At 58.2% G+C, this 13,966-nt stretch carries 10 protein-coding genes; 8 read left to right on the forward strand and 2 right to left on the reverse strand.

Annotated elements, in window-relative coordinates; translation table 11 throughout:
• Positions 1 to 7 precede the first annotated feature (7 nt).
• A complete protein-coding gene (locus PSR62_RS18175; RefSeq protein WP_274404423.1) occupies positions 8 to 997 on the forward strand; it encodes a UbiA-like polyprenyltransferase in 990 nt (329 codons plus the stop codon).
• A 63-nt stretch (positions 998 to 1,060) separates the two neighbouring features.
• Complete coding sequence (gene mqnE / locus PSR62_RS18180) at positions 1,061 to 2,224, forward strand: aminofutalosine synthase MqnE (RefSeq protein ID WP_274404424.1); 1,164 nt, start codon at positions 1,061 to 1,063, stop codon at positions 2,222 to 2,224.
• A gap of 1,938 nt (positions 2,225 to 4,162) precedes the next feature.
• Here the strand turns inward: mqnE and dapA are convergent.
• Together dapA and PSR62_RS18190 are read right to left on the reverse strand one after the other, a co-directional pair.
• Complete coding sequence (gene dapA / locus PSR62_RS18185; RefSeq protein ID WP_274404425.1) at positions 4,163 to 5,089, reverse strand: 4-hydroxy-tetrahydrodipicolinate synthase; 927 nt, start codon at positions 5,087 to 5,089, stop codon at positions 4,163 to 4,165.
• A gap of 361 nt (positions 5,090 to 5,450) precedes the next feature.
• The gene (locus PSR62_RS18190) at positions 5,451 to 6,083 is read right to left on the reverse strand and encodes a response regulator (RefSeq protein WP_047816200.1); all 633 of its coding nucleotides are present in this window, start codon (positions 6,081 to 6,083) and stop codon (positions 5,451 to 5,453) included.
• A 1,185-nt stretch (positions 6,084 to 7,268) separates the two neighbouring features.
• On the opposite strand from PSR62_RS18190, the gene PSR62_RS18195 reads away from it, so the two are divergent.
• From PSR62_RS18195 to PSR62_RS18220, 6 genes are all read left to right on the forward strand, one after another.
• Positions 7,269 to 8,375 (forward strand): DUF4261 domain-containing protein, encoded by a 1,107-nt coding sequence (locus PSR62_RS18195; protein ID WP_274404426.1) that lies wholly within the window; start codon positions 7,269 to 7,271, stop codon positions 8,373 to 8,375.
• Positions 8,376 to 8,503: 128 nt separating this feature from the next.
• Positions 8,504 to 9,958 carry a glucose-6-phosphate dehydrogenase gene (zwf, locus tag PSR62_RS18200; RefSeq protein ID WP_274404427.1) on the forward strand — a complete coding sequence of 485 codons (1,455 nt, stop codon included), beginning with the start codon at positions 8,504 to 8,506 and terminating at the stop codon, positions 9,956 to 9,958.
• Between the two features lie 291 nt (positions 9,959 to 10,249).
• A complete protein-coding gene (locus tag PSR62_RS18205) occupies positions 10,250 to 11,230 on the forward strand; it encodes a DUF1559 domain-containing protein (RefSeq protein WP_274404428.1) in 981 nt (326 codons plus the stop codon).
• A gap of 229 nt (positions 11,231 to 11,459) precedes the next feature.
• A complete protein-coding gene (locus tag PSR62_RS18210; RefSeq protein WP_274404429.1) occupies positions 11,460 to 11,843 on the forward strand; it encodes a BlaI/MecI/CopY family transcriptional regulator in 384 nt (127 codons plus the stop codon).
• Positions 11,843 to 12,937 (forward strand): M56 family metallopeptidase, encoded by a 1,095-nt coding sequence (locus PSR62_RS18215; RefSeq protein ID WP_274404430.1) that lies wholly within the window; start codon positions 11,843 to 11,845, stop codon positions 12,935 to 12,937. The genes PSR62_RS18210 and PSR62_RS18215 overlap by 1 nt, the downstream gene beginning before the upstream one ends.
• 107 nt (positions 12,938 to 13,044) lie before the next feature.
• On the forward strand, positions 13,045 to 13,902 hold the full coding sequence (locus tag PSR62_RS18220) for a glycosyltransferase family 2 protein (RefSeq protein ID WP_274404431.1): 858 nt from the start codon (positions 13,045 to 13,047) through the stop codon (positions 13,900 to 13,902).
• The last annotated feature ends 64 nt before the right edge of the window (positions 13,903 to 13,966 follow it).

Below are 13,966 nucleotides of genomic sequence, written 5' to 3' on the forward strand. Positions count from 1 at the left end.
GATCACCATGGCAAAACTCAACGACTGGCTGGGCCTGATCCGGTTTTCACACACGATCTTTGCACTGCCGTTTGCAATTCTGGCCGCGTTTTTGGCCTGGGCGACACCGCTTCCAGCAACGCCGTTGTCCACAGCGGCAACGAACACGGCGTCGACCACGCTCGCAACTTCGGGTGACGTGCCCAGCACCACTGCCGCACCGATTTACCCCCATGTCCGGGTGCAAGACATCCTGGGGATTCTGCTGTGCATGGTTTTGGCTCGCAGTGCCGCGATGGCATTCAACCGCTGGGTCGATCGCCGGATCGATGCCGCGAACCCGCGGACCGCGACTCGGCACATTCCCGCGGGGGTGTTGTCGGCACCTGCGGTGCTAGCGTTCACGATTCTTTGCGGGGTGGGCTTCGTCGCCGCCACGCTGCTGTTTTTGCCCAATCGGTTGCCGCTGTTTGCCTCGCTGCCCGTGTTGCTGTTTTTGTGCGGTTACTCACTCGCGAAACGCTTCACCTCTTCGGCCCACCTTTGGTTGGGCGTGGCACTCAGCCTTTCGCCGCTCTGCGTTTGGGCTGCCATCCGAGGCGAAATCGTGCTCCAGTTCCCAGCCGATTTCTGGGTCCCTGGTTGGTTGGCCGTTGCCGTCGCCTTCTGGGTCGCGGGCTTTGACATCATCTATTCCTGCCAGGACGCCGAGTTTGATTCCGCCGAAGGGCTGCACAGCGTCCCCTCACGCCGCGGCGTTTCCGGGGCATTGCGGGTTGCGGCCGCCTCTCATGTCGCGATGATTCTGGCTCTGGGACTGTTGGCCTGGACCGGCGGCTCGTCAGGGCTGGGCGGCATTTTCATCGTGGCGGTGGTGCTGACTGCGGCCCTGGTCATCTACCAGCACCGATTGGTTTCGCCGGACGACCTGTCTCGCGTCAACCAAGCCTTTTTTCATACCAATGCCATCGTTAGTTTGATATTGATGGCCGCCGGAGTGATTGACTGCTTCGTTTAGCGGTTGAGCATTTAGTGCTGTCAACGACTCATTCTCGATTTGCCTTCCTCTCGAATTTTCACCATGCAAGCCAACGAACGAGACGCCCGTTTTCGCGAAATTCGTGACAAGGTCGAATCTGAACAACGCCTGTCAATGGAAGACGGTTTGTTCCTGTACGATCCCGAGGTTTCGATTCAACAAGTCGGCGAATTGGCCAACTTCGTTCGTGAACGAAAGAACGGCAACGTTGGTTATTACAACATCAACACGCACCTCAACCCAACCAACGTGTGTGTGTACCGGTGCCGCTTCTGTGCGTTCCGCAAAGACCTTCGCGACGAGAACGGCTATGCGATGACCGACGAGCAAATCCTGCATCGAGGTGCCGAGGCGACGGCCAACGGTTGCACCGAAATGCACATCGTCGGCGGCCTGCACCACCAACGAAAATACGAGTGGTACCGCGACATCATCTCGATGCTAAAAGAGAACTACCCCAAGATTCACTTGAAAGCGTGGACCGCCGTCGAAATCGATTGGTTCCGATTCCAAACCAAGAAGTCATTCGAGTGGGTCCTAGACGACATGCGTTCCGCGGGTCTGGGCAGCATGCCCGGCGGCGGAGCCGAGATCTTCCACCCCGAAGTTCGCGACCAACTTTGCGAACACAAAGCCAACACGCCGGCATGGCTGGAAATTCATCGGACTGCCCATCGAATTGGCTTGAAGACCAACTGCACAATGCTTTACGGCCACGTCGAAAAAGCCTTCCACCGCATCGATCACTTGATGCGGTTGCGAGAATTGCAGGACAAAACGAACGGGTTCCAGGTCTTCATTCCGTTGGCGTTTCACCCTGACAACACGAAGCTCTCAGATCTGAAGAAGCCCTCGGGGCTGATGGACCTGCGAACCATGGCGATCAGCCGCCTGATGCTGGACAACATCCAGCACATCAAGGCGTACTGGATCATGCTGGGAATTGAAACGGCCCAGACCGCTTTGGCTTACGGTGCGGACGACATCGACGGAACCGTCCGACACGAATTGATCTACCACGACGCGGGCGCCAAGACTCCCGAGTTCATGTCCGTCGACCAAATCAAAGACCTGATTCGCGAAGCCGGCCGGGATCCGATCGAACGCGACACGACCTACAACCGAGTGATCCGGGACGAGAACGATTTCACCGTTTGGCAATCGGGTGAAAGTGTCGACGCCCAATCGGAACTGGCCGGGGCCTAACGGCAACCGCGACGCGCACGCTTTCCGCCCCCCCGCGGTGGCGGGCGTTTGGCCCCTGTGATTGCTTGCTGAATTGGCGAATTCAACCGCGGAGCAGTGACAACTGGCAGCCTCGGGTTTCACCCCGAAGTCTCGTGAGCCAGCATCAAAACGGACCAGCCGCGAAGCGGCGGCAGAGGTTCGAAACGCGTTCCCGGCTGTCGTCGCTCCGCGACTTGAGGGACGTGTCGCGGTGTTGGTGACCTTGGGTTGAAACCCAAGGCTTTCGGCTGTCGTCGCTCCGCGACTGGTGAGCACGCACCCCTGTGAATGCGTGCTGCGTCGGCGAATACAACCGCGGAGCGGTGGCAGCTGGCAGCCTCGGGTTTCAACCCGAGGCCTCGTGAGCCAGCATCAAAACGGACCAGCCGCGAAGCGGCGGCAGGTGTTCCGTACGCGTTCCCGGATGTCGTCGCTCCGCGACTTGAGGGACGTGTCGCGGTGTTGGTGACCTTGGGTTGAAACCCAAGGCTTTCGGCTGTCGTCGCTCCGCGACTGGTGAGCACGCACCCCTGTGAATGCGTGCTGCGTCGGCGAATACAACCGCGGAGCGGTGGCAGCTGGCAGCCTCGGGTTTCAACCCGAGGCCTCGTGAGCCAGCATCAAAACAGACCAGCCGCGAAGCGGCGGCAGGTGTTCCGTACGCGTTCCCGGATGTCGTCGCTCCGCGACTTGAGGGACGTGTCGCGGTGTTGGTGACCTTGGGTTGAAACCCAAGGCTTTCGGATGTCGTCGCTCCGCGACTGGCGAGCACACGCCCCTGTGAATGCGTGCTGCATTGGCGAATACAACCGCGGAGCGGTGACAGCTGGCAGCCTCGGGTTTTAACCCGAGGGCTCGTGAGCCAGCATCAAAACGGACCAGCCGCGAAGCGGCGGCAGAGGTTCGGAACGCGTTCCCGGATGTCGTCGCTCCGCGACTTGGGGGACGTGTCGCGGTGTTGGTGACCTTGGGTTGAAACCCAAGGCTTTCGGATGTCGTCGCTCCGCGACTGGTGAGCGCGCACCCCGGTGAATGCGTGCTGCGTTGGCGAATACAACCGCGGAGCGGTGACAGCTGGCAGCCTCGGGTTTTAACCCGAGGGCTCGTGAGCCAGCATCAAAACGGACCAGCCGCGAAGCGGCGGCAGAGGTTCGGAACGCGTTCCCGGATGTCGTCGCTCCGCGACTTGGGGGACGTGTCGCGGTGTTGGTGACCTTGGGTTGAAACCCAAGGCTTTCGGATGTCGTCGCTCCGCGACTGGTGAGCGCGCACCCCGGTGAATGCGTGCTGCGTTGGCGAATACAACCGCGGAGCGGTGACAGCTGGCAGCCTCGGGTTTTAACCCGAGGGCTCGTGAGCCAGCATCAAAACGGACCAGCCGCGAAGCGGCGGCAGAGGTTCGGAACGCGTTCCCGGATGTCGTCGCTCCGCGACTTGGGGGACGTGTCGCGGTGTTGGTGACCTTGGGTTGAAACCCAAGGCTTTCGGCTGTCGTCGCTCCGCGACTGGTGAGCACGCACCCCTGTGAATGCGTGCTGCGTTGGCAAACTCAACCGCGGAGCGGTGGCAGCTGGCAGCCTCGGGTTTCAACCCGAGGCCTCGTGAGCCAGCATCAAAACGGACAAGCCGCGAAGCGGCGGCAGAGGTTCGGAACGCGTTCCCGGATGCCGTCGCTCCGCGACTGGGGGGACGTGTTGTGGTGTTGGTGACCTTGGGTTGAAACCCAAGGCTTTCGGCTGTCGTCGCTCCGCGACTGATGAGCACGCGCCCCTGTGAATGCGTGCTGCGTCGGCGTGCCGATTGGTGCCATTCACCATCCACGAATTCGGTTGCCCATCCCTGCGAGCGCACAAAAAATGCGGCATCCGTTCTGGAAACCGCACTTTCTAAATTCAGTGTCTTCGAGTCACCAACTGCTCACGCACCGCTGGCTTGCAATTGGCCGGCGATGGCGGGTTCCATCCCGAACTTCACCAGGGTCTCTTGCAGGGTCGCTCGGTCTGCGTCGTCCAATGGGACCATCGGCAAACGCATCTCGCCGGTGTCGCGACCGACCATTTGCATCGCGGCTTTGACAGGGATCGGGTTGGTCGCAAGCCCCAGCATCTTGCTGCACAACGAATACAAACGATGGTGCAGCTCAGCAGCTTTGGTGTAGTCACCCGCAGCAGCCGTTTGAACCATTTCCAACATCACTGAGGGCACCAAGTTGGCAGCGACTGAAATCACGCCTTCGGCACCCACGCTCATCATTGGCAAGGTCAACGAATCGTCACCCGACAACACGGTCAGGTTCGTCGCACCCAAAATCGCCGTGCATTGATCCAAGGAACCGGTCGCTTCTTTGACCATCGTGATCCCTGGCAATTCTGCCAATCGCACGATCGTGTCGACTTCGATGTTCTTTGCCGAGCGGCCAGGAATGTTGTAAACGCAAACTGGAATGTCGACGGCTTCTGCAACTGCACGGAAGTGCTGGAACATGCCTTCTTGCGTTGGCTTGTTGTAATAAGGTGCGACCTGCAAGGTTGCATCGGCACCTTCGGATGCGGCACGACGAGTCAAACGCAGTGCTTCGGCGGTGCTGTTGCTGCCCGTGCCAGCCATGACCTTCACTCGACCCGCGACATGCTGGATCGTGAACGAGATCACTCGTTCGTGTTCTTCGTGAGTCAACGTGGGTGACTCACCCGTCGTTCCGCATGGCACGATGCAAGTCACGCCAGCATCGATTTGAAAGTCGATTTGTTCGGCCAAACGTTTCTCGTCGACTTGTCCATCGCGAAAGGGGGTCACAATGGCGGTAGACAGACCAGCGAAATCGCTGCCTTTTCTAGGAGACATCAAGCACGTCCGGAACAGAAGTCAAGAAAAAAGTAGATGGAACAAGCGAGCAGTTTAGCGTTTTTCCAGAACATTTCACGGCCCAAAATGGCGTCGAAATGAACAGTCTGCGGCACTCGCTAGCTGTGTTGGCACACGGTCACGCTGCGGCGACCATTCCAGCAAGGGCTCATTCACGAATGCAGGCCAGGGGGAGCCTGGCGGGACGAGGAATCGATCAACTCGCCCAATGGTCAGACACGTCCGCGAAACAGAAGTTCGGCCGAAGCAAGATTGCTTTGCCGAATTGCGAGACGTCTGTTGAATACACTGGTCGCCCCAATCGCAGGGATCAAGGACGACCTCTCTTCAAGGATCGGGATCAGACCAAGTTCTTGCGAACGGCCCACACGGCAGCTTGGGTCCGGTCCGAAACGCCGAGCTTACGCAGGATGTGCTGCACGTGCTCTTTGACGGTTTCGTAGCTGATGCCCAACATCTTGGCGATCTCTTTGTTGGTCAAACCCAACGCCATTTGACGCAACACTTCGCTTTCACGCTGAGTCAACGGCACGTCGATGTCTTGGTTCATGCGAGGAGTCGCCAAGGCACCTGTGACGCGGCGAAGTTCTTCGCGTGTCCAAGATTGCTGACCGTCGAATGCCAAGTTCAAGGCTTCGATCAATCGTTCGACGGGCGCCGTTTTCAGGATGTAACCACAAGCGCCGAGAGCCACTGCTCGGGCGACGTAGGTGGGGTTGTCATAACCCGAGAACAACAGGATCGGCAGATCAGGGTGATCGAGTTTGATACGACCAAGCGTGTTCAGCCCGTCACCACCCTCCATCCGGATGTCAAGCAACACGGCATCAAGAGGGGTACTGGAGACGATCTCAAGAGCGTCGGCAGCCTTGTCAGCTTGCGCAACCACTTCGATTCCAGTCCCTTCGAGGGCGGAGAGAGTTCCCAGCCGGGAGACTTCGTGGTCGTCGACGATCAATAAGCGTTTTGACATCAGTAATTTCCATTCGGATAAGAGGTATGAGCGGGAGCCGTGGAGGGCTGCTGGGCAATCGAAGTGGGTAAAATGGTTTGTAACTCAAACAACTAACGGCGAAAACCGGCATAGTTGACATGTGACTCATTTGTCCATCGACATCGCACCGCACGATCCTTTGCACGTTAAACCTTAGCTTATTAACACCAAGAGGCTAGGGACGATCCGGTCATTCGAGCGATGTCAATTACGCACTCCCCATGCCGGAAAAGTCTTAAAACACGCAATGCAAGCAAAAACAGGGGTTTCCGACCATCCCCTCCAGCGACAGTGCCGTTTAAGAAAGAAAAGAACGCTCAATTTTATCCCCCTACTCCAGAGAACTTCACTTCACTAACAGGGTGTTTTTAATCGTTCCATGTCACAAAACTGGCACAACTGAACTTTGAATCGGTGCTAACAAATATCGATTTCTTTCCAATGGTCGGATCAATTTTCCGTCCGCCGGCGAAGGGCAAGCCGCCCCGCCACCTTCGGCAACCAAGGAACAAATTTGAATACGCCGCCCGCCGCTTCGGGGATCGTGCTCACCCCATTTTTAACAACGATTTGTTGTTGAAGAACGTTGAATCGACTTGTTCACCCCAACCCATTCGGTCGTTTCAAAGTAAATCGATGAAGACCGTCGTCCGTCACAAACGGATCACAAAACACCCCTGCGTGAGCCCTGCAACCGACTTTACCGTTTGCGCCCCGCCGCAAGAAAGGATCTTAGACCGGACTGCGGGGGGACGGCCACGCGAAGAGGCCCCCTGCTGGTTTTTGCAGTGGAGCCTGATCTCACATTCGAAGCAATTGAAGGTTGAGAAACCCCCAAAGTGGCACTGCTCGGCCTGCCGTCCGCCGCCCGACTTGCTGTCGCGGAAAATCGATCGCCGTGATGGTTATCAAATTGACATCATCACTTCCGATCAGCAGAAATCGTCTCAGAATGCGACGTCATTCCCGTCATGAGACCCCCGGTGGGGCGGAGACCATCCCCTGCATGAGACGGTTCGAGCAAGAATCCTGGAGTGATCCTCGAACGCTCGAACACTGCCCCCAAGCAACTCCACTGCGGCGGCTGATGCAGGGGTCGTGAGACCGATGCAATGCGGGTAAACTCCGCGGTTTGAAACCCACCGGATTCGGAGATTTGGATTGATGGCGAAAGGATTGTTCACCCAGGGCATGTGCGTGCTATTGCGCCGTCCGCTCGAGTTGGACGAAATCCAATCGCGTCTGAAGCAGTTTCAGTTGGCTGGTCGCCAGGAATCGCTGGACGACGAGGATTCCCCTGAAACACTGATCTATGAATTCCGGCCCGAAGTCGGCGGTCACTTGCTGGTCACCCCAGCATCGATCCCCTGGCCCGACGACATGGGCGATCCCGATGAATCACCGGAGCGATTCGTCGCTTGGTCACTCGGCCAATTCGGGCCGCTCGCGTTCCCCGGATGCCTCTCGCGAGCCTGCGACCAAACGCGGCACTGGGACGATATGCCGGACATCCAATCCGAGCACACATGCCATATCCGATTGCTGATCAGCTATGTGTTGGGCACCGAAGAAGACGAAGAGGAGGACGACGATGACCTGCCTCTGGTGCCTGACGACTACGAAGCCATCGACGAATTGCACTTCTTGACCAAAGCGGTTGCCGCGTTGCTCGAGTCGCCCGACGCGATCTGCTACTTCAATCCCGGCGGCGAGGTCCTGTGTGACGAAAACGTCCTCCGCCAAGGACTCAATCACGCTTGGAACCTGGAATTGCCACCGCTGGACATGTGGACCAATGTCCGGGTGTACGTCGATGACAATCGATTCGCGATCATGGACACCGTGGGCAACGGCCAGTTCGATCTGCCGGACATGGAAGCCGTGTTTCCGCTTTCAGAATACGTTGCCGAAGATGTCGAACGATTCCTCCGCCACGCTTCGCTGTATTTGTTAGCGGGCGATGAAGAAGTGACGACGGGCGACACGGCCGATGGCCCTGGCGGCCAGACCTGGTTGGCAATGGAATGCGACCAATCGCTCTCCGATCCGCCTCGCCCCACGATTCGCTGGATTCCGGATGACGGCCGCGACATCCCTGAACACCTGATGGACCCCGGCACGATCGACGAGGACTTTTCGGCGTTCGATGATGATGTCGACGAAGCCTTCCTGGACGATCATGATTTTGGTTCCGGCGGGTTCGATCCCAGTGGCACGGAATACCTGGATTCCGAACCCTTCGACCCAGACAAACCAGACGACGACGATTGAGCCCTAGGAATCCGCCGGGCGCCTGCCAGGCACAACTCCCTGCTGCGAACGTCGGTTCTGGCCCACCAAAGCTCATCTCGATTCTATTTCCGTTTGACCGCGATCCTTTTTGACCCGCAGCGCAGACCATGTCCAATACAATTGTCATCTTCGGTGCCAGTGGCGACCTGACCAGCCGCAAACTGATCCCCGCGCTCTTCCGCCTCTTCTCTCGCGGACGCTTGCCGGAATCGACTCGCATCGTGGGCGTCTCGCGCAGTCCCTACGAACATTCGCAGTGGCGTGAATCACTTCGCGAAACGACGGAGAAGTACGTCGGCAAATCCTTCCGCGCCGAGGCCTGGGACTCCTTCGCGCCCAACATCTACTATCAGCCCGGTGACATCAAAGACGCGGACTCCTTCCAATCCCTCGCGAAGTTCCTGGACGAAATCGAAGAAGGCCAACCGACAGGGCGCGTCTACTACCTGTCGACAATGCCGCAGTTGTACGAAGAAGCCATCCAGCAACTCGGTGACGCGGGATTGGCCTGCGACCAGAATGGCGCTCGACGCGTGATCATCGAAAAACCGTTTGGCACCGATCTGAAAACGGCTCAAAACCTCAACGAATCGATCCACCACGTTTTTCGCGAAGACCAGATCTATCGGATCGATCACTACCTGGGCAAGGAAACCGTCCAGAACATCTTCGCACTGCGATTTGCCAACAGCATCTTTGAACCGCTTTGGAATCGCAATTACATCGATCACGTGCAGATCACCGTGGCCGAAGAAGTCGTCATTGGCCGCCGAGCCGGGTACTACGACAACAGCGGCATCCTCCGCGACATGTTCCAAAACCACATCCTGCAACTGATGATGATCACGGCGATGGAACCGCCAGCAAAATTCGACGCGACCTTGGTTCGTGACGAAAAGGTCAAGGTGCTGCACAGCGTCCGCAAAATGACCGGCGGCGATTTCGCGGCCCAAACCGTCCGCGGCCAATACGATGGCTACTTGCAAGAAGAAGGCGTGCCGCCGGACAGCCAGACCGAAACCTTCGCGGCATTGAAACTGTACTGCGACAACTGGCGTTGGCAGGGTGTGCCGTTCTTCTTGCGCAGCGGCAAAGGCATGTCGTGCCGCACGACGCAGATCGTCATCCAGTTCAAAAACGTTCCTCACCAATTGTTCGGCGGCCCCAAACGCCACAACAAACTCGGCAACCGCTTGGTCATCCAAGTCCAACCGGCCGAAGGCATTCAACTGCACTTCGAAACCAAGGTCGCTGATGCAGGGATGAAAACTCGTACCAATCACTTGGAGTTCAATTTCCAAGATTCGATCGGCGGCGAAGAAATGCCCGATGCGTACCAACGACTGCTGCTCGATGCGGTCCAGGGCGACGCCAGCCTGTTTGCCCGCGGCGACGAAGTGGAACTTGCCTGGAGCATCATCGACCCGATCATCGAAGCCTGGCGAAGCCCCGCCTCTCCGCCGCTGCACAACTACCCAACCGGACTCTGGGGCCCCGAAGAATGCTCGCAGTGGATGTTCGACCAAAAACGCGAATGGTTCGACGTCTGCCCCGTCATCTGATCGCGCCCCAGCGATCGGACTGCAGCTGAAATGAAATGGAAAAGGCCCGACGCGGAGGCGTCCTCTCGACCTGAGCGACGAGTCAACGACACGGGCGGCCAGTCACGCGGGCGGCCAACGACACGGGCCATCAACAAGCCGGGCCGCCAACCTAACAATGCCCGCGAAAAAAGCCTGCGAAGAACCGCTTCGTTGAATTGGCAAACCAAACCGCTCCGAGAAAGGGATTGCCAAACAACTAAACATTTCGTAGAACAGTGCCAATCAGCTCACACGGAAGTGGTCAAACAGATGCACAATCAACGGAAGATCCCCACGCGTTCCAGTGGACGACCTGCACTGATCCCGAATCCGGGGTCGCTGGTCGCCCCGAGGATCGCGATCACGCGTTCGCCTGCTCCCCACTCGGCTCGTGCTTTCACGATCCTGGAACTGCTGGTCACGATTTCGGTCCTGAGCATCCTGCTGGGACTGCTGCTGCCAGCGATCGGTCAAGCCCGGGAAGCGACGCGTCGCATCCAGTGCACCAGCCATCTGCGTGAAGTCGGCCTGGCACTGCACAACCACCATCAAGCTCTCCGCACCTTGCCTGCCGGATGGACGTTTGACCGCGAAGCACAATCAGCATTTGGATGGGTCGTTCCGCTGCTGCCCTACCTGGAACAACCCGTCCTGTACTCTGGAATCAATCGGCAGAAGTGCGTCTCCGATTCCACCCACGCCGTGGCTCGATCAACCTCACTTGCTTCGATGCTGTGCCCTTCGGACATCACCGACCCGGTGTTCACGCTCTACGAAGAGACCGGCGAAGAGGAAGAACACGAGACAGAGATGCTCGAAAGATTGCCGGAGCATCCCATGGTCCAGCTCCCCACAGCCAACTACGTCGGCGTGTTTGGAACGATCGAAGCCGACGACTCTGTTCCGGCACCGCTTGGCGACGGAGCTTTTCTCGAAAACACCCCCGTGCGTTTTCGCGACTTTGCGCGTGGCTTGAGTCACACCTTGATGGTCGGCGAACGAACCATGGCCCAAGTCCCTTCCACTTGGCTGGGCGTTGAACTGGCCGGTGAAGACGCGGCCGCTCGGCTGGTTGGTTCCGCCTTGGAAGGCATCAACAACCCGCTAGCCGACGAAGCTGATTTCTCAAGCCGTCACCCAGGCGGCGCGAACTTCCTCTGGGGAGACGGCCACGTCTCGTTCATCAGCGAGGATGTCGACCTGTCTCTCTACCATCAGTGGTCACGCCTGCGACCATCGACGCTGCCTTGAAACCAGCTCCGCTAAGCAGGTCGGCGGGAGTCTTTTGGGATTTGGACTGTGATGGCAAACGCCACTGTTCCCACGTACAACCGGGGCGAACGCCCAAACGGCTCACATGGTTTTGCCCGATCATTCCTGCCGACGTGCTTCGTTCATTTTGATTGCCCCTGCGGTGGCCTACCCAGCGGACTGCTCACCGCCTTTTCCCTCTCCCCCTTGCCTCGAAAGCTGAACTCGCATGCCTCGAAAGAAGAAGCTGATCGAACTCACCAAATGCGAAGCCGAAGTCATGGGCGTCGTCTGGGACAAAGAATGCGTGACCGTGAACGATGTGGTGGAAGCCATCCAGCGTGACCTCGCCTACACCACCGTTCTGACAACCATGAAAATCCTCGAGGACAAGAACATCGTTCGACGAGGCAAGAAGATCGGCCGAGCCTTCACCTACACCGCCAAGGTTTCTCGCGACGAAGTCCGCGAAGGCATGCTGAAATCGCTCGCCGAACAACTTTTCGGCGGCTCCACCCGCTCGTTGGTACTCAGTCTTTTGCAGTCCGACGCCGTGTCCGCGGATGACCTTCAAGCCGTCAAAGATGCGGCGGCCAAGCTGGGAGATTCGTGATGGACTGGCGTTTCGCCTTCGAGGTTGGCAGCACACTCTGCGTTCAGGTCACCGTTGTGATCGCCGCGACGTTCCTCTTGCAACGCCTCACCGACGACGCTCGCTCGGCATGCCGACTTTCCACCGCCGGCTTCCTCTGCGTGATCGGCTTGGTCGCTGCTGCGTTCGCGTTGCCGCACCGACGACTGCTCCACTTCCCAACCGGGATGTCTCGCGAAGCGATCCTCGGCTTCTCAGTCTGGCAAGGCAGAATCGCAATGGTTTTGGCTGCCGTTTGGGCCGCCGGTGTCTTGGCGTCGCTGTTCCGACGAATGACGAACTGCATCCGGCTGCTACGCTTCCTTCGAAAGGCTTGCCGCCAGATCGACGCAACCGCCATGCTCGCTCGTTCTGAGATCACCAGCCAACCTCCAGATGGTTTATCGATTTTGATCTCCGACTTGGCTCCCGGCCCGTTTTGCTGGCAACTGCATCGACCAGTGATCGTGCTTCCGAGTTTCTTGTTGGACGAAGAACAGGCAACACTGAAACATGTGTTGCTGCACGAACTGGAACACCTTCGCACTCAGCACCCCATGCAGCATTTCCTGCAAGGCGTTTGCTCCACCCTGTTCTGGTTTCATCCGCTGGTGTGGTCCGCCGCATCCAACGCCGAACTGATTCGAGAATACCTTTGCGACGAAGCCGCCGCGCGGACCGCCGGCAAGTTCGGCGACTACCTTCGAACGCTGGCCCGAGTCGCGGAATGCTGCAGTTCGGTTCCTCGCTCTGACGCCCCTCAAGGAACACTCGCATTTGGGAACCACCCCAGTGCCCTGGTGCAACGCAGCAAGCGTTTGGTGAAAGCTGCGTCCCACCAAGCCCAGCCATCCAAATGGCATTCCACAGCGGCACTGTCCGCTTTGTTGATCTGCACCGCGATGGTGCAACAACTCTGGTTGCCAACCAATGCGATGGCTTCCCAACGAAGCGATTGGTCCCCTTGGCCAGCCTGGACCGCGAACGCCCTGCATCAATTCGATGTGAACGTTCGCGATTTCGAACGCTTTGAAGAGCGCGTGCAAATGCACGAACTGCTGCAAAGCACAAACTGACGAAGCCTGCCTCTTCGCCGGCAACGTCGATTTCCCCTGCGGCTCACACCGCTTTTCCACCGTCCTGAACTACTAAGACCTTAGCACGAAAACCAAGGAGTGCACGGATGCACGCAACAGCAATTGCCCCTTCGGCCCCCGCAACAACACCTCCACCGCTTCGCTTGTTGACGCCGAAGGAGATCGAGATTTCGCTGGTCCTTCCGGCATTCAATGAATCCGCGGTGATCGCGACCGCCATCGATGAAGCCTCCTCGGCTCTGTCAGGCCTGGCCACCAAGTTCGAGATCATCGTGGTGGACGACGGAAGCTCGGACGAGACCGCGAAAATCGTTCGCGAGATCATGACCACAAACGATCACGTGCGAATCGTCCAACACCGTGACAACCAAGGTTATGGTGCTGCGATTCGGTCAGGCTTTGCCGCTGCCAACCACGCGTTGGTGGTGTTCACCGATGCGGACTGCCAGTTCGACCTCACCGAACTGGATCGATTTGCCTTGCTGTCCGAGCGGTACGACATCGTTTGCGGGTACCGCATCGACCGGCAAGACACCTCACTTCGCTGTTTTTACTCGAAGGTCTACAACAGCTTGTCGCGAATCTTGCTGGGCACGGGAGTTCGCGATGTCGACTGCGCCCTCAAGATGTTCCACCGCGATCAGGCCCAACAACTTCAGATCCATGGCAACGGATTCTTGGTCAATTCCGAGATCCTGCTGCAGGCTCGCCAAGAAGGACGACAGGTCATTGAAGTCGGCGTCTCGCACCGCCCCCGGACGCTGGGCGAGAGCACGGTTTCGGTTCGCCACATCCCACGGGTGTTGATGTCACTGATCGGGCTCTGGTGGAACAAAATCTTGTGCGGCGGACCGCCCACGCGGGCTCGTCAGAATCACCAACCTTCGGCCTCACCCCCATTCGGTTTGTCACCTTCCATCATCAGCAACGATGTCAACGGATGAACTTGATCGCACGATCCTACCGCTGGTTGCTTCAACCTGAATACCTCACCACATGCAATCACTG

The sequence above is a fragment of the Rhodopirellula sp. P2 genome (genome assembly GCF_028768465.1).
In the GTDB taxonomy this organism is placed as follows: Bacteria; Planctomycetota; Planctomycetia; order Pirellulales; family Pirellulaceae; genus Rhodopirellula.

Coding starts and splice junctions, on each gene's coding strand:
- PSR62_RS18175 (WP_274404423.1), top strand. CDS start 8: ATGGCAAAACTCAACGACTGGCTGGGCCTGATCCGGTTTTCACACACG.
- mqnE (WP_274404424.1), top strand. CDS start 1,061: ATGCAAGCCAACGAACGAGACGCCCGTTTTCGCGAAATTCGTGACAAG.
- dapA (WP_274404425.1), bottom strand. CDS start 5,089: ATGTCTCCTAGAAAAGGCAGCGATTTCGCTGGTCTGTCTACCGCCATT.
- PSR62_RS18190 (WP_047816200.1), bottom strand. CDS start 6,083: ATGTCAAAACGCTTATTGATCGTCGACGACCACGAAGTCTCCCGGCTG.
- PSR62_RS18195 (WP_274404426.1), top strand. CDS start 7,269: ATGGCGAAAGGATTGTTCACCCAGGGCATGTGCGTGCTATTGCGCCGT.
- zwf (WP_274404427.1), top strand. CDS start 8,504: ATGTCCAATACAATTGTCATCTTCGGTGCCAGTGGCGACCTGACCAGC.
- PSR62_RS18205 (WP_274404428.1), top strand. CDS start 10,250: ATGCACAATCAACGGAAGATCCCCACGCGTTCCAGTGGACGACCTGCA.
- PSR62_RS18210 (WP_274404429.1), top strand. CDS start 11,460: ATGCCTCGAAAGAAGAAGCTGATCGAACTCACCAAATGCGAAGCCGAA.
- PSR62_RS18215 (WP_274404430.1), top strand. CDS start 11,843: ATGGACTGGCGTTTCGCCTTCGAGGTTGGCAGCACACTCTGCGTTCAG.
- PSR62_RS18220 (WP_274404431.1), top strand. CDS start 13,045: ATGCACGCAACAGCAATTGCCCCTTCGGCCCCCGCAACAACACCTCCA.